Origin of the sequence: Bradyrhizobium sp. LTSP857 (assembly GCF_000938285.1) — a bacterium.
Taxonomy (GTDB): domain Bacteria; phylum Pseudomonadota; class Alphaproteobacteria; order Rhizobiales; family Xanthobacteraceae; genus Bradyrhizobium.
Genome location: NZ_JYMS01000010.1, coordinates 109,202 through 132,999 on the forward strand (window position 1 = coordinate 109,202; position 23,798 = coordinate 132,999).

Genomic DNA, 23,798 nt, shown 5'->3' on the forward strand with positions numbered 1-23,798 from the left:
GTTTTTGCTAAGAAATAAGTCAAGGGTAAAGGACCTCCCGTGCCCGTAGAAGCTGTTGCATTCAAGTAACAAGGTCAACGCTGTGAATGCGATGCGAGAGCGCTCCGCCGATAGCTTCCGGCAGCACCTCCTGGAAAAATATTCACTGCCGTCGCGCGCGCATGTTCGTGCGGACAAGGCAGCCAATCCCGCGATCACGCGTCCGTTGCGCGAATTCTGGGAAGCCACCGATCTCTCGGCTGCAGAATTTGCCGACGAAGTGTCCGAATATTTTGCGCTGCCTCGGCTGAGCCTTCCCCAACTGCTGACGACGACACCTCGCCTAGAAGGTTTTTCGCGTCGATTTCTGCGAGAATCCACGATCTTTCCTTTTGGTGCTCCGGATGGTGGCTTTCGGTTGGCCGTCGCGGACCCCTCCGACACGGCCGCCATTCGTGCCGCCGAAATCGTGTTCGGGGCACCGGTCGATGTCGTAGTGGCGTCATATGAGGACATTACGACAGTCCTCGATCAGCGAGCCGATGCCGACGATGCGAACACAGACCAAACCGCCGGCCGCGCGGCGCAGTCCGACGACGACATCGAGAGCCTGCGCGATCTCGCCAGCGGTGCGCCGGTGGTGCGTGCGCTCAACGATCTGCTGGAGCGCGCGGTCGATCTGCGCGCCAGCGACATTCACGTCGAGCCGTTCCGTGCCGGGCTCGTAGTGCGCATGCGCGTCGATGGCCTGCTGCGTGCGCTGCCGTCACCGCACGGCATTCCGCCGCAGGCGCTGATCTCGCGCATCAAGATTCTCGCCAGTCTCAACATCGCCGAGCGCCGCCTGCCGCAGGACGGCGCGGCGCGCGTCCGCGTCGGGCGCAGCGAGCTCGACGTCCGCGTCGCGACCATGCCGACGCAACACGGCGAGAGCGCCGTCATCCGCCTGTTGCCGCGCGACCGCGGCCTGCTCGAGATGAGCAAGCTCGGCCTCCGGACACGCGACGAGAGCGTGATGACGCGGCTGCTGGCGATGCCGCACGGCATGATCGTGATCACGGGGCCGACCGGCAGCGGCAAGACCACGACGCTCGCGACCATGCTGTCGATCCTCAACGAGCCGACGCGCAAGATCCTCACCATCGAGGATCCCGTCGAATACGAGATTCCCGGCATCAACCAGTCCCAGGTCAAACCGTCGATCGGCCTGACCTTCGCCTCCGCGATGCGTTCCTTCGTGCGCCAGGACCCCGACGTGATCATGGTCGGCGAAGTCCGCGACGCCGAGACCGCGCATATCGCGATCCATGCCGCACTCACCGGCCATCTCGTGCTGACGACTCTGCACACCGAAACCGCGGCGGCGGCCGTGCCGCGCCTGATCGATCTCGGCATCGAGGGCTTTCTGCTCAAGTCGACGCTGCGCGCGGTTGTGGCGCAGCGCCTGGTGCGCATGCTTTGCGACCGTTGCAAGGTGCCGCACGCGCTGACCGAGGCCGATCTTGCCAAGGACCCGCGCTTTGCCGTGATCGGCTTCAAGGCCGGTGAGGTCGTCCACGAGGCGGGCGGCTGCGAGCGCTGCGGCGGCACCGGCTATCGCGGCCGTAACGGCGTGTTCGAGATCCTCGAAATGTCCGACGAGGTGCGCACGCTGATCGGGCCGCAGACCGATTCCCACACTGTCGATGCCGCCGCGATGCGGGGCGGCATGACGACGATGCTGGAGGATGCGGTCGCAAAATGCCGGTCCGGGTTGACGACAGTGCCTGAAGTCTTCCGCGTCACGACGGTGCGCTGAAATCATGCCGAACTATCGCTACCGCGCGCTCAATGCCAACGGCGAACTGGTCTCCGGGGCCATCGCCGCGCCGGCGCCGGGCGATGTGGCGCAGCGGATCGAGCGGCTTGGCCTAGTGCTGGTCGACAACGTCACGCCGGAGGAGGGCGGCGCAGCGCGTAGCGCGCTTAGCCTCTTCAACAGGCCGAAGGCCGAAGACGTCACCATCTTCACTCGCGACCTCGCGCTGCTGTTGCGTGCCGGCGCCCGCATCAATGACGGACTGGAGCTGCTCGCGGTTGATCCCGATTTCGGGAAGCTGCGGCCGGTCGTCGCCGATATTCGCGCGCGCGTCGTCTCCGGCGAGAGCTTTGCCGAGGCGCTGACACGGCATGAGGGGCTGTTTCCGGCGATGTATATCGCGCTGGTGCGGGTCGGTGAGGCGTCGGGGTCGCTGGACCAGGTGCTGGAGGTGCTGGCCGGTGAACGCTCGCGCAGCGAGGCACTGAAACGCCGGCTGACGGATGCGATCCGCTATCCCGTTTTCGTCCTCGGAGCAGCCGGCTGCGTGCTGCTGTTCTTCCTCACTTTCGTGCTGCCGCAGTTTGCCAGCGTGTTGCAGGATTTCGGCGCCAAGGTCGATCCGATCGTCGGCGTGTTCCTGAACATCTCGACCTTTTTGCGCGGCAATTCCGATGCGGTACTGGCCGGGCTTGCCGCCGCCATCGCCGCCGCCTGGTTGCTGTTGCGCCAGGAGCGCGTCCGCCGCGGCATCACCAATGCGATCACGCGTCTGCCTGCCATCCGCAACGTGATGCGCTCGTACCGCACCGCGCTGTTCTGCCGCAATCTTGGCCTGCTGCTCGGCAGCGGCGTCAATCTCACCACCACGCTGCGCATCCTGATCGACATGATGGCAACGACAGGGCCGTCCGCGGTCTGGAGCGATGCCGCAGACCGCGTCCGCCATGGTTCGAAACTCTCCGACGCGCTCGCCGAAACAGAGGCGTTGCCGGCGATGGCGGTGCGCATGCTAAGGCTGGGCGACGAGACCGGGCAGTTGCCGATGCTGTCCGGCCGGGTCGCCGAGTTTTACGAGGTCAAGCTGCAACGCACGCTCGACCGCGCGGTCGGCATTGCGGGGCCTGCGGCGATCATCGCAATCTCCCTGGTGGTCGGCGGCCTGATCACGTCGGTGATGACGGCGCTGATGTCGGTGAGCCAGATTGTCGGTTAGGCGAGGGTAATTGGAGGGGCTTGAGGTGACCAAACATCCATCGTCAAGGCGCAGCCGGCGGCGCGCAGATCGAGGAGAGGCCGGCTTTACCCTGGTCGAGATGCTCGTCGTCATCACCATCATCGGGATGATCATGGCGCTGGTCGGCCCGCGGGTGCTAAACTATCTCAGCGAGTCCAAGGCCAAGGCGGCAAAAATCCAGATCGAGAGCTTTTCCAGCGCGCTCGATCTCTATTATCTCGATCTCGGCCGCTATCCGACGTCGAATGAAGGCCTCACCGGGCTGACGCGCAGCAACAATCAGGCCGGCTGGAACGGACCTTATCTGCGCGGTGGCTTGGTACCCAACGATCCCTGGGGCCACGTCTATGTCTATCGCGCGCCGGGCGCGAGTGCACCCTACGAGATCATCTCGCTCGGATCGGATGGTCAGGAAGGCGGCAGTGGAACAGCAGCCGACATTGCCAGCGGCACGCGCTGAGGCAAGCTGTGATGCGCACGACTTGGATGCGCGAGGCTTGGATGCGCAGGGCTTCGCGCTGATCGAGATCCTGTGCGTGCTCGCGATCATCGGCCTGCTCGCAGCGATCATCCTGCCGGCGATCCCGCGCACGACGACGCGCGCGAAGCTGGAGAGTTACGCGGTCGAGACTGCCGCGCTGCTGAAAGCCGATCGCAATTCGGCGCTGCGCCGGCAGGTTTGGGTGGCAACCCAGGTGGATGCGGAGGCGCGCGCGATCCGTTCCGGCGTCACCGGGCGTACCATCCGCCTGCCGAACGACGTCGTCGTGCAGGCGACGCTGGCCTCGCGCTGCGCCGACCGTGCCACGGGACGGTCGATCGATTTCTTTCCGTCGGGCATGTCGTGCGGCGGGGTGATCGCGCTGGCGCGGCCCGGCATGGGCTACGAGGTGCGCGTCAACTGGTTGACCGGAGGCGTCGAGATTGTCCCGCAGAAGCTGCTCTAACGGCGCCGCCGGCTTCACCCTGATCGAGACGCTGGTCGCGCTTGCGATCATTGCCATCGTGCTCGGAACCATCGGCTCGGTCATCGCCACCACCGCGAAGGGCACGCGTTCGATCGACCAGCGTCTGGCGCTGGCCGGCACGGCCGAGACGCTGCTTGCGGACCTGCCGGCGCGGGCGGTGCTGAAGCCTGGTCGGCAGAGCGGCGAGCTGGCCGGCAGCCGCTGGCGCGTCGACGTCGCGCCGATGAATGTGGCCGGCGGCAATCCCGCCACCGATCGCTTCGTGCCGCTGGCGGTCAATCTGCGCCTGCAGCGTGCCGACGGCAGCGCGATCCAGGTCACGACGGTGAAGCTGGTGCCAAGCCTCGCATCAAGGCCCGCGCAATGACCCGCGCAATGAAACGCCTGCACCGTGCGCTCGCCTCAGAGGCGGGCTTCACCCTGCTCGAAGTGTTGCTGGCCACGCTGTTGATGACGGTGATCCTGGCCGCGCTCGCGACCGTGACGGCGCAGTGGCTGCCGAACTGGAATCGCGGCATCGCCCGTGTGCAGCGGGCCGAACGTCTCGCCACCGGTCTTGACCGCATCGTCGCCGACCTGTCGGTCGCCGAGCAGACGACGTTGAACGGCGACGCCAAGGCACCGCTGTTCGACGGCGCCGAATTGTCGGTGACCTTCCTGCGCTCGGCGCTCGGTCCGAGCGCCCGCCCGGGGCTCGAATTCATCCGCTTGATCGAGAAGGCCGACGCGCAAGGGCTGGCGCTGGTGCGCGAGCGCGCGCCGTTCCAGCCGATGCCGACGGACGGGCAGATCCGCTTCGTCGATCAGGTGGTGCTGATCCGCGCGCCGTTCCGCGTAAGCTTCGCCTATGCCGGGCCGGACAGGCAGTGGCAGCCGACCTGGCGCGGCCAGGCGCAACTGCCGGACCGCATTCGCATCACGGTGCGTGACGCCGGCACGGGCCAGGTGCTGGCGGTGTCGGCGGCGGCGATCCCTCATATCACCGCGCCGGCCGAATGCGCGCGGGCCAAGAATCCGACGACCTGCGTGACGGCGGGTACTAGGCCGCAACAGGCGCAGAAAGAGGAGCAGCAGCTTTGAGCCGCGGGCGGCACGACCATGCGGCGCTTCGCCAGCGAACACTTGGGGAAATACTTGGCCAGGGAAAACTTGGCGATGGCCGCGGCTTCATCGTCGTCGTCGTGCTCTGGATGCTGGCTGCGCTCGCTGCGCTCGCGCTGATCTACCTGAGCTATGTCACCAACACCGCGGTCACGGTCGCCGTCAACACCGACCGGTTGCAGGCCGACGCACTGATGAATGCCGGCCTCGAGCTCGCGGCCTACCGGCTCACCGCGCAGGACGAGGCAACGCGCCCGACCAGCGGCACCTTCAACGCCCGCGTCGGCGCGGGCCGGGTGGCCGTGACGTTCCGCTCGGAGGCCGCGCGCATCGATCTCAACATGGCGCCGAAGGCCATGCTCGCAGGCCTGATGACGACGCTCGGCGTCTCCGCAATGGATGCGCCGGTCTATGCCGACCGGATCATGGCGTGGCGATCGTCGACGGAGCCCGGCCAGGACAATCCGGAGGATTCCTACTACCGCACGCTCGGCGCGCCCTATCTGCCGCGCCATGCGCCGTTTCCACACAGCGACGAGCTCTGGCTCGTGCGCGGCATTCCGCCTGCCGTGGTCGAGCGCGTGCTGCCCTTCGTCACCGTGTTCAGCAACATGCGGACGGTGAACCTGGTGGACGCCGCGCCGCAGGTGGTGGCCGCGCTGCCCGGCATGACGCCGGAGACGCTGCAACAGGTGCTGCGCGATCGCGCCGATCCCAACGTCAATCCGCAATCCCTGGTCGGGCTTGCCGGCAGCGCCGGTGCAACAATCGAGGGCTCGAAGGCCTACCGGCTTACGGTCGCCGTCGAAGCACCGTCGCACCGGCAGAGCTCGGCTGAGATCGTCATCCTGCTTCTCGAAAGCGGCGATGAGCCCTATCGTGTATTGTCGTGGCACAACGCCTTCGACGGCTCCGCCGGAAAGCCTCTGTGAGATGAGCTCGCTCAGTTCCCTTCGCACCATTCTTGATGCCTGGACCGGCACGGTGGCCGGTGCCATCGTCACCGGACTGGAGCGGATGGTGGCGCCGCGCCTGGTGCGGCTGGTCGAGGACGAGAAAGGCACGTTCGCGCTGGAGGCTGCGAAGCCGGAGAACAGCCTCAAGGAGATCGCGTTCGAGGACGGCAAGTTCGCGGCCGCCAATCTCGCGCAGATCGTTCGTGGCAGCCGCGTCGAGATCGTGCTGCGGCCTTCGCGTTTCCTGTTCCGCCCGCTGGAGCTGCCGGCGCGTGCGGCCGATTTCCTCGACGGCATCGTGCGGGCGCAGATCGACCGGTTGACGCCGTGGAGTGCTGGTGACGCTGTGTTCGGTTGCAGCGCGCCGGTGGCCCAGGGCAGCGAGAGCATCACCACGCTGATCGCGGCCGCGCCGCGCAGGCTGGTGATCGGTTATGTCGAGGCGGTGTCCGGCTATCATCCGTCCGCGATTGCGATCGTGACGGAGGCGGCCGAGGGCGGGCGCATCAAGGTGTTCGAGCAGAAGTCGCGCGGCGCGATCGACCCGGTGCGGCTGAGCCGGACGCTGCAAGCGGTGCTGGCCGTTGCCGCCGTCACGGCGGTTGTCGGGTCGATTGCCGCCGGTTATCTGGCTGACAGTTTGAGTGCGCAGGAGAACGAGCTCCAGCAGCAGATCACCCAGCGCCGCGCCGCGATCCGCGGCATCGACGGCGGCGAGCGCTCGCCGTTGGCGCTGCTGGAGCGGCGCAAATACGAGACGCCGGCGAGCGTGATCGTGCTGGAATCGCTGAGCCGTCTTCTGCCGGACCACACTTACGTCACCGAGATGCATCTGGCCGGCAACAAGGTCCAGATCTCCGGCATCACCCGCGATGCGCCCTCGCTGATCCCTCTGATCGAGCAGTCGCAGCATTTCACTCGCGCGACCTTCTACGCCCCGACGACGCGTAGCTCCACCGATCCCGGTGAGCGCTTCCACATCGAGGCGCAGATCGAACCGAGGAATGCGCCATGAGCAACATCATGAGCAGCGCAGGAATCGGAAGCGGAAATGCCGTTGTGCGGACGCTGACCGGCTCGCGGCCGATCGCGGTCACGCTCTATCTCGCGGTGACAGGCGGGCTGCTGCTGATGGCAGGCCTGTCGATCGCCGACGTCTTCGCCCACCGCCAGGCCCTGGCGCAGACCTCCGACCTGCTCGACCAGTTGCGCGGCCGCAAGGGCGCCGCCAAGAATGCCGCGGCCGCATTGGCCGAGCATCCCGGGACGCCGTTCCTGGAAGGGCCGACCGTGACGGTTGCGGGTGCCAATTTATTGCAACGGGTTGCGGCCGCGGTCAGCAATGTCGGCGGCTCGGTGCAGTCCTCGCAGGTCGACGTCTCCGGCGCGCAGACCAAGGACGGCTTCGTCGGCCTCGTCGTGAGCTGCGAGCTGGAGCAGCCCGCGCTCCAGAAGGTGCTCTACGATCTCGAGGCCGGCATGCCGTTTCTGTTCATCGATCAGCTCGACGTCCAGGTGCCGCAGGCCACTGCGCTCGGCGACGCCGCTACCGGCCGCGTCAGGGTGATTTTGGGCGTCTCCGGCCAGTGGCAGGCGGGGAAATAGCAGCGCGTCGCGGCGCTCACCAGCTGTACTTGAACACGCCCTTGCCGGAATAGCTGGTGACGTTGCCGGAGAACTCGCCGTCGAAGGTGCCGGCGATCGAGAAGCCGCTCAGCCATTTCATCTCGGCGCTGGCGCTGACCAGCGCGGAGTCGGCATCGACCTTGGCGCCGTTCACGACGAAGCTGGTGCCCGGCAGGGTCTGGAACAGCGCGGTGACGGCGCGGTTCGGATCGTAGTCGTGCGCCCAGGCGGCACGGCCGCGCAGCGTCAGCACGCCGTTCTGCATCGCGTAGGATTTGTCGGTGCGCAGGCCGAGCTCGGAGCGGGTGTCGGTCACCGATTGCGCGGCATAATTCAGCGCGAACAGGCCGCCGCCATTGAGGCTGACTTCGGAATAGTTCGGCAGGTTGAAGTTCGTGACCTGCGCCGCCGCGTAAGGCGTGATGCCGACCATCGGCGTCGTGAAGCGATAGCCGCCCTCGAAGCGCGCCGAGAAGGTGTCGGCCTTGTAGCGGCCCTGGAGCTGGTCGGCGCCGGCAAGCGCCACGGTGCGGTTGGTGGTGACGTCGTGCCAGCCATAGGCGAGCGCGGCCGAGATGTAGGCCGGTCCGAAATTGTGCCGGCCGTAGACGCCGGCCTGGAACAAATCGGCCGAGCCCGCGCCCATCGCGTTGGCAAGCGAGTAGTTCAGGCCGCCGCCGCCGAGCGCAAAACCGACCAGAGTATCCAGCGAGATCCTGTAGTCGGCGCCGGCTGCGCCGCCCCAGACCCGCGCAGTCAAATCCTGCGAGCCGACCGCGGCATTGCCGCCGACCTGCGCCGAGCCGCCATAGCCGGCCGCCCACACGCTCCACCGGCTGCTCGGCTGCGACGACAGCAGCGGCGCCTTGGTCGCCATCGCATAGGCCTCGCGCTCGCGCGGCGTGGCCGGACGCATCGGGGCGGTGTAGGCGGATGCGTCATCGCTCTCGGCGAATTGCGCGACGTGGCCCGCCTTGGCGAAGCCGCCGCTGCGGCCGGCGATCGTCGGATCGAGCATCAAATTGAGGAACTGGCCGTCGGCGTTGATCGCGGACTGGATGATGCCGGTGCCGAGCTCGCCCGAGGCGGTGGTCAGCCCCGCCGGCGTCAGCGCGGCGAAGGCCGCAGGAATGCCGCCGGTCGTGTTGAAGAAATTCGTCAGCGTGTTGGCGACGTTCTGCTGGTTAATGTTGAGGCCGCCGCCGCTAGGCGTGAAATTGACGCCGATGTTGAGGAAGACGTTGTTGGGGTCGTAGCTCAACGTCGCGTTGATCGTCGGCATGTTGGAGACGACGGCCGCATTGAAGGCGGTGCCGCCGAAGCCGGTGGTCGCGGACAGGATCTTGTACTGCTTCTGGACCGTGCCCGAGATGAAGTTCGCACTCACCGTCGCGCTGCCGAGGTTGGCTGCGCCAAGGACGTTGGCCAGGCTGGCGCTGGTGGAGGAGACCTGCACCAGATAGGTCGAGGCGGCGGTGAAGCTGAGGGGGCCGTTGATCGCCAGCGTCCCGGTCGGGTTCGCTGCGCTGCCCGGCGCCAGCGTGCCGCCGGTGACCGCGACGCTGCCGACGGTGCCGGTGCCTGCAAGCGTGCCGCCGGCGTTGACGGTGCTTGCGCTGACGATGGAGCCGTCCACCTCCAGCTTGCCGCCGTTCACGGTGGTCGCGCCGGTATAGGTGTTGGTGCCGGATAGGGTCTGCGTGCCGCCGGCCATCGTCAGCCCGCCGCCGGCGCCGCCATCGTCGATGACGCCGGCGAAGGTGCCGTTGCCATTGGTGATCGTCAGTGTGTTGGTGCCGAGATTGACCGCGCCCGAGCCCGACAGCGATTTGATCGAGGTGCCGGTGCTCAGGGCCGAGATGTCGAAGATGCCGTTGGCGACGACGTTGCTCGAGGTCGCGATGCTGCCATCGCTGCCGCCGAAATTGATGAGATCGAGCTCGCCGCCGCTCGCGATGGTCGTGGTGCCGGTATAAGTGTTCGTGCCGTAGAGTTGCTGCGTGGCGCCGTTGGCAATCGCGAGGTTGCCGCCAACGCCGCCTGCGATGCCGCCGTCCTGGATCACGCCGCCGAAAAAGCTGCCGTTGGTGATCGTCAGCGTCTTCGATCCCAGCGCGACGACGCCACCACCGGTCAACGAGAACAGAGCGCCCACCGAGGTGCCGGACGTTGTCTGCGATATGTCGAACGTGCCGCCTGCGCCGGGCGTGAACGTGACGCTCGCCGAACTCGCAATCGAGCCGCTGCCCTTGAGCGCCAGCGTTGCGCCGGCGTCGATCTGGGTCGCGTTGGTGTAGGTGTTCACGCCCGAGAGCGTCTGCGTTCCGCCGAAGACCTCCAGCCCGCCCGCGCCCTGGATCACGCCGGCGAACTCGGTCGAACCGTTGATGATGAACAGCCCATTGCTGCCCATGTTGACGACACCACTGGAGCTGCCGGCCAGCGTCGTGATCGCCGTTTGCGTTGTGGCCGCCGTGGTATCGAGCGTCGCATTTACCGTGACGACGCTGGAGGACGAGATGCTGCCGGTTCCCGACAGCGCCAACGTTCCGGTCGAGATCGTGGTCGCGCCGGTATAGGTGTTGGTGCCGGTCAGCGTCAGCGTGCCGGTGCCGACCTTGGTCAGCCCGCCGCCGGTGCCGGAGATCGCGCCGTCGACCTGGGTCGAGGTGTTGAGGCTGCCGGTGGTCAGCATGTTGGCGCCGAGAACGTAATCGCCAGCGCCTGCGATCGAGCCCGCGGTCGTGCCGCCGTTGGTCAGGCCGGAAATATCGACGGTGCCGCCGGCATTGGTGACGAAGACCGCGCTGCCGCCGCTGCTCGTACCGGTGAAGCTCGTGGTGCCGCCATTGGTGGTCGTGATGGTGGAATTGCCGGCGGTGGCGGAACCGTTGAAGATCAGCGTCCCGGCGTTGGAGATCGACGCGGTGGACGCCGAAGTCGTGCTGGTGAAGCTCAGGAATCCCGTCGCATTGTTTGTGATGCTGGCGCTACCAGCCGAGCTCGTCTCGTTGAAGTTGAGCGTGGCGTTGTTGGTGATGGTAGCGCTTGCCGCGCTGCTGCTGCCGTTGAACTCGACATCGCCGCCATTGGTGATGATGGCCGTGCCCGCGGTGCTGGTGTCGCCGAAAGTCATCGACCCGCCGACGACATTGTACGTGACAGCCTTGGTGCCTCCGCTCGCGGTGCTCGAATTCTGGAAAATCATGCTTGCCCCGACGGTAAACGTCTGGGTATTGGTCGAATTGTTCGAGATGCCGGCACCGTGGACGAGGAAGATGTCGTTGGTGGTGATCGTATAGGCTTGGGCGTTCGGAGCGGCCGTGAAGATCACGCTGCCGAGATCGACGACGCCGCTGCTGGTGACGCTGTTCAGGCCAGTGTTGGTGAAGGTGGCAGTGCCGTCCGGCACGCTCGGATTCGAGGTCCAATTGGTGCCATCCGTCCACTCGTTGGAAGAGGCGCCGGTCCAGGTGCCGTCGACGGCGTGCGCGGCGACGACGCCGAGCGCCGTGGTCGCGAGCAGGGTGGCCAGCGAATGGCGGACGACGGAGCGTAGCCTGCATCCGATCGTTTCACGCGCCATTGTCGGTCCAGCCATCGGATCTTCTCAAATCGCTCCGCGTCATGATCCCACGGCGTCGCGACGACCCGCAATGAACGGACGTCCATTTGCGCAGGGTTCCTGCCTGTTTCCTTTGCAATTTCAGTGATCGTGGCCATTGGGCAACATTTTCATGCGTTGCAACATGTGGGACAAAAAGGGCGGGGTCTGAGCAGATCCGGTGCGGGTTGAAGGCGAGGCGCATCAGGCCTAGTTTGCTGCGAAAGGCTTGGCCCGCGCGCTGGCGCGGCCGCCGGTCGCAGGGGAATTTTGATGTCCGGGTGGCTGAGACCGACGGGGTTGACTGTGCTGTGCGCGGTTCTCGGCATTGCCGAAACCGTGGCCGCCACATCGTCACGCATGGACATCCTCTCCGACGATGCCGCCAGCGGTCCCGCCGAGAGCGTCGATGTCGGCGCAGTGAGGCCGATTACCCGACCCGCGCAGGCTGCGAGCAAGCCGGCTCCCCGTGGCAATCCACTTTGGTCGGTACCGCTCTCGGCGCTGACCGTGACCCAGGAGCGCCCGATCTTCTCGGCCATGCGCCGGCCACCGCCGCGCGCGGTTGCCGCGTCCCCGGTCGAAGAGGCCAACGTAGCGCCGCCGAAGCCGGTCGACGCGCCGCCGCCGCTGTTGCTGGTCGGGGCCGTGGTGGGCGAGGGCGATGCGATCGCGATCCTCGTCAACCGCACCGATCAGAAGGTGGTCCGCCTGCGGCAAGGTGAATCGCTGGGCGGCTGGTCGCTGACGTCGGTCCAGCCGCGCGAGGTGACGTTCAAGCAGGGCGATCGCAGCGAGGTGCTGGCGCTTCAGCGGCCGGACGGAACGACTGCGCCTGCCGGCCCGCCCGCAGTTGCGGCTGCGCCTGCAGATGCCGACGGCAAGCTGACAATGCCGACCACAGCCAATACGTCATTTGCGCCCTTCGTGCCGCGGTCGGCGCCGAAGAACGGCGAGTCGGACGGGCTCTGAGCTGAACCAGGGCGCGCGAAGGCGATGAATTCGGACGCCATTGCCTAAGCTGTCCAACCGCCTTAAGACGCGGTTTCAACGCCCCAATCCGATGGCGCCAGACGGGCGGTCTTCATTGCAGGATTCGATCGCCGATCGGGCGCGCCGGGCCGATCACTCGCCGGGAAGGATGCGGCTTGACCGACACGCAGACTGACGCGCCGGGCAAGGCCGATGGTCGAAGCGGACCCGGCGGTGCCGGGCGCGCCCGCCGGCTCATTCACGGCTGGTCGGCGAACCTGGTCCAGATGGTGCTGGGGCTGACCCAGCAATTGCTGCTGATCCCGGCTTTCCTGCACGTCTGGAGCGGCGATTTGCTCGCGGCGTGGCTCGCGATCTATGCCGCCGGCAGCCTCGTCGTCGTGGCGGATTCGGGATTGCAGCTTCGCGCCATCAACCGGTTTCTCGCATTCAAGTCCTGCGCTGACTGCGACGGGCGCACCGCGAGCTTCTATCGCGCCATGCTGCGGATCTATCTCGCCATTGTCGCGGTGCTGGGCGTCGTGCTGTGCGCGGCCGTGTATCTCGCACCGCCCTCAGCCGTGCTCGGTTTTCACGCGACGCCGACGATCGATTCCGCGATGCTGGTGATGACGCTCGGCATGCTGCTGACCTTGCCCGCCAACCTCGCCTCCGGCCTCTACCGGGTCCGCGGCCAATATGGCCGGACGGTCTGGCTGCAAAACGCAGCACTACTGCTCGGCCAGATCGCCCAGCTCGCCGCGCTTGCGACCTTCGGCAGCCTGCTTGCGGTTGCGATCGCCTTCGTGTCGATGCAGCTCCTGTTCACGATCTTCATCGTCGCGTTTGATGCGCCGCGCCTGTTTCCGTTTCTGCGCCGTAACGGCCAGTCGACGTTCGTGCCGCCGTCCTGGCGCTGGAGCATCGGGCAGTTCGGCCGCGCGCTGCCGTTTGCAGTGGCCAATATCACCGAGCTTGCGCTCGTCAACGTTCCGGTCTTGCTGGTCTCCGCGCTCGTCACCGATCGCGTTGCAGTGGCGCAATGGGGGTTGACGCGCGTGATCGCGAGCCTGGTGCGCGGGCTCTGTCTCCAGGTTACCCTGCCGCTCGGCGCCGAGCTCGGCCACGATCATGCGATCGGCGACAAGGAGCGGCTGCGTCGGCTTTACGCGCAGGGCTCGGTGTTCGTGACCGGGCTTGCCTGCCTGATCGTCGCGGGACTCCTGCCATTCTGGCCGGACTTCTTCGCGCTGTGGACCCATGGCAGCATTCCCTATGACGGGCCGCTTGCGGTGACGCTGCTGCTCGGTTCGGCTGTGGTCGCGCCCTCGCTGCTGGCGCTGGTCTTTGCCAATCACAGCAATCGCGGCGAGCTTCTGATCCGGACCAAGGGACTCCAGCTCGTCGTCTTCCTGGTGCTGTCCTTCGTCCTGATCCCGCGGCTTGGACCGCTCGGCGCCGCGCTGGCCGTGGTCGCGAGCGACATCCTCGTTCAGTTCGGCCTGCTCGGGCTCGTGATCATGCGGCAGACCTTGCGGCAGCCGTTCAGGCACGTTGCGTTCTTGTCGCTCATGGCCGTCGCCCTCGTGGCGTCGGGTTGGCTGATCGGGCTGGCGATTATCGGGCTCGTGCCGGGGAGCGGGCTCGTGCACTTCGTCGTGGAATGCGCGATCTGGCTGATCGCGGTCGGCGCACTCGCGAGCCCGCTTCTAAATGCGACGCTGCGCGAACGCCTGCGGGCGCTGGTGCCGGCTTAGTCGCGCGGAATGTCGCGTGAGAGGTGCTCCTGGCGAAACTCAGGTCGCATCGCGAGCCGTCCCAGTTCTCCGGGCAGTCGATTGAGTACGCTTTCCCAGTCGCCGGGTCGAGGTTGGCGGAATAAGCGAACGGTCGGATACCAGGGACTGTCTTCCCGCCCATAGAACCACCGCCAGTCCAGAATATGTGGCAGCAGAATCCAGGTCGGTTTGCCGAGTGCGCCTGCCAGATGTGCAACGGCGGTATCCACAGTGATGACGAGATCCATCGTGCTGGCAGCTGCCGCCGTTTCCGCGAAGTTCGTCAGAAGAGGCGTCAAATCAACGACGCTGTCCTTCAGCCGTTCGAGCACCTGATGGTCGCTCGTGCGGACCTCTTTTTGCAGGCTAAAGAGCTGGACGCCGGGAACCTGAAGGCATGGCAGAAGGGCTTCGGCCGGCAGAGACCGCTTGCGGTCGTGCAGATGGCCGGGGTTTCCTGCCCAAACGACTCCGACTTTGAGGCCGGAGTATTTGGCAAGCCTGCGTTGCCATTCGGCAATCCTCGCCGGGGCAACATCGAGATACGGTCGCGCTGCTGGAATCGTCTCGATGGTGGCACCAAGCTCGTAGGCAAGACTCATTAGCGGCACATGCAGGTCGAACGGCGGCTCTGGCTCGTTGCGCGAGATCACGGTCACGTCAAGGCTGTCTCTCAACAACTCAACCAATGGGGGCTGAACCTGGAGAACGACCGGGCCCTCGGTGGCGGCTGCTGCGGGCACGAAGCGCGCAAAGTGCAAAGTGTCGCCAAGTCCCTGCTCCGCATGAATCAACAGGGTTCGGCCGTTGCGACGCTCTCCGCTCCAGCGCGGCACATCAAATGTTCCGGGCCGGAACCTCGGCGCTGGATGCGAATGCCTCCACTCGAACTCCCGGAAGCCCTCTTTGAGGTCACCAGCCAACAAGAGAAGCATCGCGTGATTGTAGTGAAGCGTCGGATCGGCAGGCCTAAGATCGACCGCGCGACGAGAAGCCTCTATCGCCGCCTCGCTCTGGCCTAGATTGCTCAACGCGATGCTCAGATTGGTAGAGACTTCCGGCGAATTCGGATCGAGCCGGATTGCTTTTCTGTATTGTTCGACCGCGCCTTCGAAATCGTCTCTCTTGCTGTGAATGATCCCGAGATTGAGATGCGCGCCGACGTTTTGCGGAGAGAGCTCAATTGCCTTTTGGCACGCCGCGCTTGCCTCATCCAGACGTCCCTGGCGCAGCAAAGCAGCCGCCAGGCTGGCCTGGACATCGGACCTCGCAGGCGCTGCCAAAGCTGCAAGTTGGTACATCGAAACTGCCTGGTCTGTCCGCTCAAGCTTGAGCAAAAGGCTGGCCATAACCAGATAGGCTTCGAGATCATCGGGCTGGAGCTCTACCGCGTGGCGGCAGACCGACAGCGCTTCCGCAAGCTCTCCGTCCTGTTCGAGCGCTAATGCGAGATTGCGATATCCCGGGCCGAATTGGGGAGCGATGGTGATGAGTTCGCGGTAGGCCTCAATGGCGTTGGCGACCTCGCCGTGATCCATCATATGATTGCCGCGGTCCAGAACAGCTTCCACTGCTCCGGCGAGCGCGGCTTCTCCAGTTCGATCTTTCATTCCTGCCCCATCCGATTGGATGATTCGTTCCGTGCTGTCTGTTGAACGAGCGAGGAGCGGATTTCCGGCGGAATTGTATGAGCGTCTCAGCGCGCGGTCGGCGCCAGCCGATGCTTCAGCCGCTCGAGGTGCCGCGCGAACTGAAGGCGGCCGGCCTCGGTTTCCTGTGCGAACTGCGCGAGCCGGAGCTGGCCGGCCGTGCGTAGCCGCTCGCGCGTCCCGTCGGTGCCGAGACCGACGATCGCGTCCGCAAGCGAGTGCGGGTCGTCATAGTCGAACAGGATTGCGGCATCGCCGGCCTGCGCCTTGAACGCCTCGGGATAGATCACGGGAGTGCCGACGGCCCAGGCTTCTAGCGGTGGCAAATTGGTGGGGCCGAAATAGCTTGGCATCACCAGCGCCGATGCGCCGCGGTAGAGCGCGCCGAGCTCGGCGGAATCGACGAAGCCGATGATGGAGATCTGGTCCGACAATCCGTAGGTGCGGATCGCCGCATTGATCTTGTCGCGGCCGCCGCGATCCGAGCCGCACAGCACCAACCGTTCGGTGATGCCCTGCTCGCGCAAATTTGCGAGCGCAGCGAGCAGCGTCATGTGGTTCTTGTGCGGCCAGAACTGCGCCGGATAGAACAGATAGCCCGGCTCGAGCCGGTACTTTGCCAGCACCGCCGCTTCCGCAGCAGCCTCCGGTGTCGATTGGCTGACATAGGTCGAGGGTGAGAACGGGATGCAGATCGCGCGCTCCCGTTCCATGGCGTAACGACGGCAGAGATCGTCGATGAGCTCGGGCGCATTGACGATCACCGCGACCGCCTTCGTGCTTGCGAGGCGGAACAGGATCTCGCGACGCTCGAATTCGCCAAACGTCCGGACCTCCGGAAACTCCGGCGCATCGCGATGGCAGCCGTCGAAGATCGTGATGATGAAGGGCAGCTCGTAAAGCAGCAAATGCCGCTTCGATGTCGAGGTGAAATGCACGACGTCGATGCCGTCACGGATCAGGGCGCGCTCGAACGGCGATCTGAGCTTCAGCGCGATCTGGACGAGATCGAAGGAACCACAATATTTGAGGAACAGGAAGACATAGTCGAGAACGCCGAACCTGCGCAGCCGCCCCTCGATGCCGAACTCCTTCAGGATTTCGAGCGTCTTGGGGTAGGGCGAGTACACCACGATCTCGTTGCCGGATTGCGTCGCCCAGTCGCGCAGCCAGAGCAAATCGTTGAGTGGCTGCTGGAAGCCGCCGCCGACTTCGAGCGCCTGTTCAAGCATGACGGCGAGTCGCAGCGGTCTCACGGCTTGACGCTCTTTCTGGCGACCGCGTAGGCCGCCCAGCTCTTCGTGCTCGGCGCATCCTGCGTCAACCACGCGGCGTGACCGGCAGGCTGTAAGCCGCTCGCCTGCAAGGCAGCGTCGATCTCGAACGGAAACCAGTAGCGCATGTGGTGCGCCTCGTCGACGCGCCGGATCGTGGCGCGATCCGTGTCCTCGCAGAACAGCGTGTAGTTCACTGTGACGGTCGCGGCCTGCTCGTCATGGTCGGATTGCGCGATACGGGTGAGGCGCAGCGGCTTCTGCTTGATCACCTTGACCCGGGTCTCGACGCCCTGCGCCAGCACCGCGCCGCCATACCAGTAGTCGAAGAAGAACAGTCCGCCCGGCTTCAGCGCCGCATGCGCGGTGCAAAACATCCTTTCGAGCCGGTCGCGGCTGGTCTGGTAGCTCGCGACGTGAAACAGCGACACGACCGCATCGAAATCGCGTTCGGGGCCTGCCTCGCAGGCGTCGCCCTGCCGGAATAGAATCGCAAGCCCGGCCTGCTCGGCGCGCGTCTTGGCACTTGCGATCATCTCATGGCTGAGGTCGATGCCGGCAACGCGCCATCCCTTGCTGGCGAAAGCGATCGCGTGCAGGCCGGTGCCGCAGCCGAGATCGAGCAGCTTGCCGGGGGCGGCGCCGTGGTCGCGCAGGCGAGCTTCGACGAACGCCGTCTCCGCCGCGTAATCCTTGTCCTGATACAGGAGGTCGTACCAGGGCGCGTAGTCGGCGAACACCGTCACGCCAAAATCTCCTTCAGCGCCTGTGCGGAGCGTGCGATCTCGTCGTCGGTCAGAGCAAGTCCGCTCGGCAGGTAAAAACCGCGGCGGGCGATGTATTCCGCGTTCGGATGGGATTCATCGAGCATCAGGCCCATCCGGCGCAGCACCGGCTGCTCGTGCATGCACCAGAAGAACGGCCGCGTGCCGATGCCCTTTTCGCCGAGGCGGCGCATCGCCTCCTTGGCGTCGAACGGCACGTCGTCGTTCAGCACGAGGCCGTAGACCCAGTAGATGTTGTCGGCGTAGTTGGTGCGGGCGACCGGGCGGCGAATGCGGTCGACGCCGGCGAGATGCTCGTCATAGAGCCGGCCGATCCGGCGCTTGATCTCGACCGTGCGCGGCAGGCGTTCGACCTGGGCGACGCCGAGCGCGGCCTGGAGGTTGGTCATGCGCGCGTTCCAGCCGAGCTCCTCGTGGACGAAGCGCTGCTGCGGCTGAAAGCAGAGATTGCGCAGGCTTTGCAGGCGATCGGCGAGTGCGTCGTCGTCGGTGAGGATCATGCCGCCTTCACCCGTCGTGACGTGCTTGTTGGGATAGAAGCTGAAGGTCGAGACGTCGCCGAAGCTGCCGCAGGGCGCTCCGCGATAGGTCTGGCCGTGCATCTCCGCGGCGTCCTCGATCACCTTCAAATCATGCCTGCGGGCAAGCGCCAGGATCGGTTCGAGATCGACCGGCAGGCCGTAGATGTGGACCAGCATGATCGCGCGGGTGCGCGGCGTGATTGCGGCCTCAACGCCTTCGACCGTCATGTTCCAGGTCGCGGGATCGCAGTCGACCCCGACGGGGACGAGGCCGGCGCGCACCAAGGCAGCGGCGCAACTGATGATCGTGAAGGTCGGGATGATGACCTCGGAGCCTTCCTCGAGCCCGAGCGCATGGACGGCGATGTCCAGCGCGACCGAGCCGTTGGTCACGGCGATGCCGTGGCGCCGTCCGGCGACTTCGGCCATTGCCTGCTCGAAGCGCTTGATGAACGGTCCTTCCGACGAGATCCAGCCGGTGCGGATGCATTCGGCGAGATAGTCGGCCTCGTTGCCGTCGAGCAGCGGCGTGTTGACGGGAATGAACGGCGCGGTCACAGGCGTCGTCACAGGTTTGGACCCTTGATCCGGATTTCGGACGATGAGACTTCGGCAAACCGGGTCTTGTCGTTCTCGCCGGAATACGGACCTTGCTTGATCTCGACCATCTCGAGCGGCTCGAGCACGTGGAAGCCGTGCGCACCGCTGCACAACAGGATGATGTCGCCGGCACCGAGCACGCGGCTTTCGAGATATTTTTCCTCGACCGTGTAGAAGTCGACCTGAAGCTTGCCCTTCTGGATCAGGAGAACTTCCTGGGTGTAGTGCACCTCCCGCGTCACCTTGTTGTGACGATGCGGCTCGATGCTCTTGCCTTTCGGATGACTCATGAAGGCGAGCTGCTGCGACAGTTCCGGAGTCGAAAAGAAGTGGATCCCCGGCTCGCGAAACGAGGCGCGCACGATGATCGCGTAAAGCTGGTCGCCGAATCGAACATGTTCGACGTGTTCCATCTTGGGCCTCGATAAAAAGCGCTGCAATTAGAGTGACATAGCGTCCAAGCTCGGCACTTTGGCCATTTTGGCCGGGACCGTCAAGGGTGGCCGGGACATAACGATCGGTGCGTCCGTCAGCAGGATTTAGCCGACGAAAGCGAGGATCTCTTCGACGCGACGGCGGAAGGTGTGGGCGGCAAATGTCCTGGCCTGTCCCGCCTTTGCAATGGACAGGCGCGCCGCGTCCTCAGTGAGATACCGGTCGATCATCGTGAGGCAGTCCTCGACCGTGCGCCATGCCGCAACTTCGGTCTCGGGGGAAAACAGCGTGTGGAGATTGTCCTTGAAATCGGTGAGCAGGAAGGCGCCGACGCCGGTCGCCTCGAACAGCCGTGCATTGCCGGCTTCGCGGCCGGCCATGTCGATGTGCGAGTTGAGTGTGACCCGCGAGGCACGAAGCGCCTGGTACATCTCCACGCCCCACACCTCGCCCTGGTAGCAGCGGTGCAGCGGCGAGGAGGCCGGAAGCGTGTGCAGGCCGCTGCCGAACAGCTTCAGATCGTAGCGCCGCGCCACCGCCTCGAGCTGCGCGACGCGCAATTGATGATCCGCCGACACCGCGCCGACGAAGGTGACGTCGAAGCTCTGCGACGGTGGCGGAGGCAGCATGTCGAGGATGTCAGGCTCGAAGGCGAGGTGGACCACCTCGGCGCGCGCGTCGTGGGCGCGGAAGAAATCCACCACGGCCGCCATCTGCGAGATCATGAGGTCGTAGACCGACCAGTCCTGGCCGCGCGAGGGCGAGATGCCGACCTGGCCGATCAGGATCGGCCGGCCGATCCCTTTGATCCGGCGTGCCAGGCGCGTGTCGACGTGAAACAGATCCTGGTTGAGGACGAGGTCCGGCTTGAAGTCCTCGATCTGCGCCAGCAGGATTTTCTCCGCCTCCGCGTCGAGGCGCGGGCTGAGGCCAACCTTGCGCGCGAGTGGCCGCAGCATCGGCTTGAACGGCGCGACACTGCGTTGCAGCCAGCCAGGAATGGCGTCGCGCGCGGCCGGCGTACCGGGCGGCTGCGGTTCGGTGACGGCAAGGCCGTGCTCGCGTGCCCAGGCCGCCCGCATCCAGGGATTGTTGACATGGATGTCGGCGGCGACGTGCCCGAGGCCGGCGAAATTGCGCGAGTAGAAATCGGCGACGCCGAACAGGCTGGCGTTTCGTGCCGCCATCTGCGCCGCGTACGGCTGGTTCTCGAGCCCCGGCTGACGCCGGTAGAGCCACGCGAGGAAGCGCGGATAGTCGGCGTTGAGGATCAGGATGCGCACGGCGTCACGGCTCCTGGTCGAACAGGCTGCGCGGCATCACATACCAGAGCAGGAACAGGATGGCGGTGCCATGGGTGAGCAGGGCGACCGAAAGCGGCACGTTGAGCAGGACGTGCGGCAGCACGCCGGCGGACATCAGGACGAAGCGGGGCGGAAGTCCCGCCGAGGCGCGGTTGCCGACCGCGAGCACGAGGCCCGCTGCGAGCGCGATGAAAGGCGCAAGATAAAGACCGACAGAGGCGATGCCTTCGGTCGCAAACAGCGACGCATTCAAATTGCCGAAGCCGTAGGTGTTCTGCATCACGACCGCCAGCGGCTCCTGATAGGGACAGTGCGTCAGCGGCTTGAGGACGGAGATCTGGCAGAACCAGGTCAGCGGATTGTGGGCGAAGAAATGGTTGTAGATGTCGAGCGCGCTCGACGCCGTCGCCATCATCCGGATGTTGACGAGGTCGAAATATTTGCCGGGGAGGGTGCCGAGGTCGGCGCCGGTCAGGGTGATCGTTACGAGGCCGATAAGCATCGGGACAAAGATCGATGCGATGACCGAGGTCCTCGCCTCCAGAAAGCGCGACAGGACGGCCAGCGCGATCAGCCAGGCCGGCGTGAAGAACGCGAACTTCGTCAGCGTGATCGGGTAGAAGAACAGCAGCAGGACCAGGACCAGAACGGCGCGCCAGCGATAGCCGAGCAGCCAGTAACAGGCGAAGGCGAATGGCAGCAGCGTGCTGGAGACCCAACCCGTGAGATATCGCACCGTGCCCGGAAATTCGAGCGTGTCGCGATAGTCGTAGATGTGCGCGATCGAGATTAGCCGGAAATTGTAGGTCGAGGCCACGGCGATCGTCGCTGCCGAGAGCACCAGGATCGCCGTGAGCAGGTGCTCGAAATCGGCCTTCGACAGCACGACGCGCGACCGGAACGGCGCCCTGACGAACAGCACGGGCAACAAGAAGAGCACGAGGGAGAGTGCTGCGGAGATGCCAGCGTAGAGCCGCGGGTATTCGTATCGCGAAAAGACGTCGATCCACAGGAAGCCCAGGACCATCGTGTAGCAATAGAATCCGACGAAATAGCCGAAACTGAAGCGGGCGGCGACGAACAGCAGCGATACGATGGAGAAGGCAGCCGCGACGGCGACCGCGAGCCAGGCGCGCTCACCGCTGAAGTGGATGTAGGACTGGAAGGTCGCGACCTCGATCAGCGACAGGCAGGTGACGGCGCTGTGCAGCAGCACCAGGATCGTCAGCGCCGCCTTCGAGTCCAGCCGGATTTGCAAATTCCTGATGATGCCGGGTGGTGCGCTCATTGCGGACAGGCTCGCTGCGGACAAGAGTTGCGAGCGGGATCAGGCAAGTTCAAGCGTGTGCTTGAAATAGGCGATCGTCTCTTTCAGGCCGTCCTCGAGCGCGACCTTCGGCTCCCAGTTCAGGACCGCTTTCGCCTTGGCGAGGTCGGGCTGGCGTTGCCGCGGATCGTCCTGCGGCAGCGGCTTGAAGATCAGCTTGGAGCGCGAGCCCGTGAGCTTGATGACCTTCTCGGCCAGTTCCCGGATCGTGAACTCGGAATTGTTGCCGAGGTTGATCGGGCCGGTGACGTCTTCGGACGTCGCCATCAGCCGCATGATGGCCTCGACGAGGTCGTCGACATAGCAGAACGAGCGGGTCTGGCCGCCATCGCCGAACACGGTGATAGGCTCGCCCTTGAGCGCCTGGACGATGAAGGACGACACCACGCGGCCGTCATTGGGCTGCATGCGCGGGCCGTAGGTGTTGAAGATGCGCGCGACCTTGATCGGCAGGCTGTGCTGGCGCCAGTAGTCGAAGAACAGCGTCTCGGCGCAGCGCTTGCCCTCGTCGTAGCAGGAGCGGATGCCGATCGGGTTGACGTTGCCCCAATAATCCTCGGTCTGGGGATGGATCAGCGGATCGCCATAGACCTCGCTGGTCGAGGCCTGGAAGATGCGTGCCTTGAGCCGCTTGGCGAGGCCCAGCATGTTGATGGCGCCATGCACGGAGGTCTTGGTGGTCTGCACGGGATCGCGCTGGTAGTGGATCGGCGAGGCCGGGCAGGCCAGGTTGAAGATTGCGTCGACCTCGATGTAGAGCGGGAAGGTGACGTCGTGCCTGACCGCCTCGAACAGCGGATTTGCGATCAGATGGGCGATGTTGCGCCGGCTGCCGGTGAAATAATTGTCCACAGACACCACCTCGGCCCCGGTATCGAGCAGTCGCTCGCAGAGGTGCGATCCGATGAAACCGGCGCCTCCGGTCACGAGGATGCGGCTGGTCTTGTAGCTTTCAAACGGCATGATCGTTTCCAGATTACCCGGCAGGGCGGAGCAGCCTAACGAGTGGTATCGACAACAGCTTGGCTCGCCAATAGTCAAATGGCCGCCCGAGATTGCGGTATTATAATACCTTAATTCTACATTGTGGGAGGTGGTCTTCGATCATGCTGCGGCGTGCATGCCGCTAAAATTCCCGCCGCTTCAGCCAGGCGCGCGCGCCCCAATGGCCGAAGCACCAGACCGATTTGAGCAGCGGCAGCTGCTCGACGTTGCGGTAGATGTTCCAGACCCATTTGGCGGAGCGCGCCGGGCGGCTGGAGACGGACGTGCCTCTGACGCGGTAGCGCGCCAGATCCTCGTTGAGGCCATGGGCGATGTGGCCGCGCCTGAGGATGGAGAGCCACAGGCAGAAATCGTCATAGCCCTCGTTGGTCATGGCGACGGGCCCGGAGATCTCGCGGTCGACCAGCGCCGTCAGCGTGGCGATCGAGGTGTTCTTCAGGAGTTGATCGTAGCTCAGCTTTGCCGGCACCTCGATCAGCCGGCCGGAGATGGTGTTGGCTTCGTCGATACGGCGGAACGCGGTGTAGCTCAGCGCGGCGCGCGTCTCGCCGGCGAAGGCGAGTTGCCGCTCGAGCTTGGTCGGCAGCCACAGATCGTCGCTGTCGAGGAAGGCGAGATAGCGGCCCTGGGCTTGGTCGATCGCGGCCTGGCGCGCCAGCGCCGGGCCGCCGTTCTTGGCCTGCCGGATCAGCTTGACCCGGGGGTCGCGCACGCCGATGGCCGCGATGATCTCCGGCGTCCTGTCGGTCGAGCAATCGTCCGCAATCAGGAGCTCCCAGTCGCCGAAGGTCTGGGCCTGCACCGAATCGATGGTTTCCTCGATGAAGCGCTCGACATTCCAGGACGGGGTGATGATGGAGACGAGGGGCATCGCGTGAT

Annotated in this window: 21 protein-coding genes; 11 read left to right on the top strand and 10 right to left on the bottom strand. The window is 65.3% G+C overall.

Annotated features, from left to right (window positions below; all coding sequences use genetic code 11):
* Nucleotides 1-91 precede the first annotated feature (91 nt).
* From UP06_RS06225 to gspM, 9 genes are read left to right on the top strand one after another with little or no spacing between them, the layout of a single operon-like run.
* Nucleotides 92-1,777, top strand: coding sequence for a GspE/PulE family protein (locus UP06_RS06225; RefSeq protein WP_502691526.1), 1,686 nt, complete (start codon nucleotides 92-94; stop codon nucleotides 1,775-1,777).
* Between the two features lie 4 nt (nucleotides 1,778-1,781).
* A complete protein-coding gene (locus UP06_RS06230; protein ID WP_045001402.1) occupies nucleotides 1,782-2,993 on the top strand; it encodes a type II secretion system F family protein in 1,212 nt (403 codons plus the stop codon).
* Between the two features lie 25 nt (nucleotides 2,994-3,018).
* Nucleotides 3,019-3,474 (top strand): type II secretion system major pseudopilin GspG, encoded by a 456-nt coding sequence (gene gspG / locus UP06_RS06235; RefSeq protein WP_045001562.1) that lies wholly within the window; start codon nucleotides 3,019-3,021, stop codon nucleotides 3,472-3,474.
* Entirely contained in the window at nucleotides 3,437-3,961 is a 525-nt protein-coding gene (locus UP06_RS06240) for a prepilin-type N-terminal cleavage/methylation domain-containing protein (protein ID WP_045001403.1), read from the top strand. The genes gspG and UP06_RS06240 overlap by 38 nt, the downstream gene beginning before the upstream one ends.
* Nucleotides 3,939-4,349: a type IV pilus modification PilV family protein gene (locus UP06_RS06245; protein ID WP_045001404.1), complete on the top strand. Its 411-nt coding sequence runs from the start codon at nucleotides 3,939-3,941 to the stop codon at nucleotides 4,347-4,349. Before UP06_RS06240 ends, UP06_RS06245 begins: the two co-directional genes overlap by 23 nt.
* Nucleotides 4,350-4,357: 8 nt before the next feature.
* The gene (locus UP06_RS06250) at nucleotides 4,358-5,062 is read left to right on the top strand and encodes a hypothetical protein (protein WP_050031565.1); all 705 of its coding nucleotides are present in this window, start codon (nucleotides 4,358-4,360) and stop codon (nucleotides 5,060-5,062) included.
* Nucleotides 5,059-6,015 carry a type II secretion system minor pseudopilin gene (locus tag UP06_RS06255; protein WP_245305417.1) on the top strand — a complete coding sequence of 319 codons (957 nt, stop codon included), beginning with the start codon at nucleotides 5,059-5,061 and terminating at the stop codon, nucleotides 6,013-6,015. The genes UP06_RS06250 and UP06_RS06255 overlap by 4 nt, the downstream gene beginning before the upstream one ends.
* Before the next feature lies 1 nt (nucleotide 6,016).
* A complete protein-coding gene (locus tag UP06_RS06260; protein ID WP_045001406.1) occupies nucleotides 6,017-7,054 on the top strand; it encodes a PilN domain-containing protein in 1,038 nt (345 codons plus the stop codon).
* Complete coding sequence (gene gspM / locus UP06_RS06265) at nucleotides 7,051-7,644, top strand: type II secretion system protein GspM (RefSeq protein ID WP_245305418.1); 594 nt, start codon at nucleotides 7,051-7,053, stop codon at nucleotides 7,642-7,644. The genes UP06_RS06260 and gspM overlap by 4 nt, the downstream gene beginning before the upstream one ends.
* A gap of 16 nt (nucleotides 7,645-7,660) precedes the next feature.
* On the opposite strand, the gene UP06_RS06270 is transcribed toward gspM, so the two are convergent.
* Nucleotides 7,661-11,266, bottom strand: coding sequence for an autotransporter outer membrane beta-barrel domain-containing protein (locus UP06_RS06270; protein ID WP_156162805.1), 3,606 nt, complete (start codon nucleotides 11,264-11,266; stop codon nucleotides 7,661-7,663).
* Between the two features lie 276 nt (nucleotides 11,267-11,542).
* Between UP06_RS06270 and UP06_RS06275 the strand changes: the two genes are divergently transcribed.
* A complete protein-coding gene (locus tag UP06_RS06275; protein WP_045001408.1) occupies nucleotides 11,543-12,241 on the top strand; it encodes a hypothetical protein in 699 nt (232 codons plus the stop codon).
* A gap of 176 nt (nucleotides 12,242-12,417) precedes the next feature.
* Nucleotides 12,418-13,998 carry a lipopolysaccharide biosynthesis protein gene (locus UP06_RS06280; RefSeq protein ID WP_045001409.1) on the top strand — a complete coding sequence of 527 codons (1,581 nt, stop codon included), beginning with the start codon at nucleotides 12,418-12,420 and terminating at the stop codon, nucleotides 13,996-13,998.
* Here the strand turns inward: UP06_RS06280 and UP06_RS06285 are convergent.
* The 9 genes from UP06_RS06285 to UP06_RS06325 all read right to left on the bottom strand — a co-directional run bounded on the left by UP06_RS06285 (nucleotide 13,995) and on the right by UP06_RS06325 (nucleotide 23,790).
* Nucleotides 13,995-15,629 (bottom strand): tetratricopeptide repeat-containing glycosyltransferase family protein, encoded by a 1,635-nt coding sequence (locus UP06_RS06285; protein WP_082081273.1) that lies wholly within the window; start codon nucleotides 15,627-15,629, stop codon nucleotides 13,995-13,997. The two genes, UP06_RS06280 and UP06_RS06285, sit on opposite strands and share 4 nt — an antisense overlap.
* 86 nt (nucleotides 15,630-15,715) lie before the next feature.
* Nucleotides 15,716-16,924 carry a glycosyltransferase family 4 protein gene (locus UP06_RS06290; RefSeq protein ID WP_045001410.1) on the bottom strand — a complete coding sequence of 403 codons (1,209 nt, stop codon included), beginning with the start codon at nucleotides 16,922-16,924 and terminating at the stop codon, nucleotides 15,716-15,718.
* Nucleotides 16,921-17,688, bottom strand: coding sequence for a class I SAM-dependent DNA methyltransferase (locus UP06_RS06295; protein ID WP_045001412.1), 768 nt, complete (start codon nucleotides 17,686-17,688; stop codon nucleotides 16,921-16,923). The genes UP06_RS06290 and UP06_RS06295 overlap by 4 nt, the downstream gene beginning before the upstream one ends.
* Nucleotides 17,685-18,818: a DegT/DnrJ/EryC1/StrS family aminotransferase gene (locus UP06_RS06300; RefSeq protein ID WP_245305419.1), complete on the bottom strand. Its 1,134-nt coding sequence runs from the start codon at nucleotides 18,816-18,818 to the stop codon at nucleotides 17,685-17,687. The genes UP06_RS06295 and UP06_RS06300 overlap by 4 nt, the downstream gene beginning before the upstream one ends.
* Nucleotides 18,815-19,261, bottom strand: a complete 447-nt coding sequence (locus UP06_RS06305; protein ID WP_045001413.1) for a cupin domain-containing protein — start codon at nucleotides 19,259-19,261, stop codon at nucleotides 18,815-18,817. The genes UP06_RS06300 and UP06_RS06305 overlap by 4 nt, the downstream gene beginning before the upstream one ends.
* A gap of 126 nt (nucleotides 19,262-19,387) precedes the next feature.
* On the bottom strand, nucleotides 19,388-20,566 hold the full coding sequence (locus UP06_RS06310) for a CgeB family protein (protein WP_045001414.1): 1,179 nt from the start codon (nucleotides 20,564-20,566) through the stop codon (nucleotides 19,388-19,390).
* 4 nt (nucleotides 20,567-20,570) lie between these two features.
* Nucleotides 20,571-21,875, bottom strand: coding sequence for a hypothetical protein (locus UP06_RS06315; RefSeq protein WP_045001415.1), 1,305 nt, complete (start codon nucleotides 21,873-21,875; stop codon nucleotides 20,571-20,573).
* Nucleotides 21,876-21,914: 39 nt separating this feature from the next.
* Nucleotides 21,915-22,877: a UDP-glucuronic acid decarboxylase family protein gene (locus UP06_RS06320; protein WP_045001416.1), complete on the bottom strand. Its 963-nt coding sequence runs from the start codon at nucleotides 22,875-22,877 to the stop codon at nucleotides 21,915-21,917.
* Nucleotides 22,878-23,040: 163 nt separating this feature from the next.
* Entirely contained in the window at nucleotides 23,041-23,790 is a 750-nt protein-coding gene (locus UP06_RS06325; RefSeq protein WP_045001418.1) for a glycosyltransferase family 2 protein, read from the bottom strand.
* Between the last annotated feature and the right edge of the window lie 8 nt (nucleotides 23,791-23,798).

Excerpts from the sequence above, each read along its gene's own strand:
- gspM (WP_245305418.1), top strand. The coding sequence starts at position 7,051 with ATGAGCAACATCATGAGCAGCGCAGGAATCGGAAGCGGAAATGCCGTT.
- UP06_RS06315 (WP_045001415.1), bottom strand. The coding sequence starts at position 21,875 with ATGAGCGCACCACCCGGCATCATCAGGAATTTGCAAATCCGGCTGGAC.
- UP06_RS06285 (WP_082081273.1), bottom strand. The coding sequence starts at position 15,629 with ATGAAAGATCGAACTGGAGAAGCCGCGCTCGCCGGAGCAGTGGAAGCT.
- UP06_RS06260 (WP_045001406.1), top strand. The coding sequence starts at position 6,017 with ATGAGCTCGCTCAGTTCCCTTCGCACCATTCTTGATGCCTGGACCGGC.
- UP06_RS06250 (WP_050031565.1), top strand. The coding sequence starts at position 4,358 with ATGAAACGCCTGCACCGTGCGCTCGCCTCAGAGGCGGGCTTCACCCTG.
- UP06_RS06225 (WP_502691526.1), top strand. The coding sequence starts at position 92 with ATGCGAGAGCGCTCCGCCGATAGCTTCCGGCAGCACCTCCTGGAAAAA.
- UP06_RS06305 (WP_045001413.1), bottom strand. The coding sequence starts at position 19,261 with ATGGAACACGTCGAACATGTTCGATTCGGCGACCAGCTTTACGCGATC.
- UP06_RS06270 (WP_156162805.1), bottom strand. The coding sequence starts at position 11,266 with ATGGCTGGACCGACAATGGCGCGTGAAACGATCGGATGCAGGCTACGC.
- UP06_RS06230 (WP_045001402.1), top strand. The coding sequence starts at position 1,782 with ATGCCGAACTATCGCTACCGCGCGCTCAATGCCAACGGCGAACTGGTC.
- UP06_RS06325 (WP_045001418.1), bottom strand. The coding sequence starts at position 23,790 with ATGCCCCTCGTCTCCATCATCACCCCGTCCTGGAATGTCGAGCGCTTC.
- UP06_RS06320 (WP_045001416.1), bottom strand. The coding sequence starts at position 22,877 with ATGCCGTTTGAAAGCTACAAGACCAGCCGCATCCTCGTGACCGGAGGC.
- UP06_RS06275 (WP_045001408.1), top strand. The coding sequence starts at position 11,543 with ATGTCCGGGTGGCTGAGACCGACGGGGTTGACTGTGCTGTGCGCGGTT.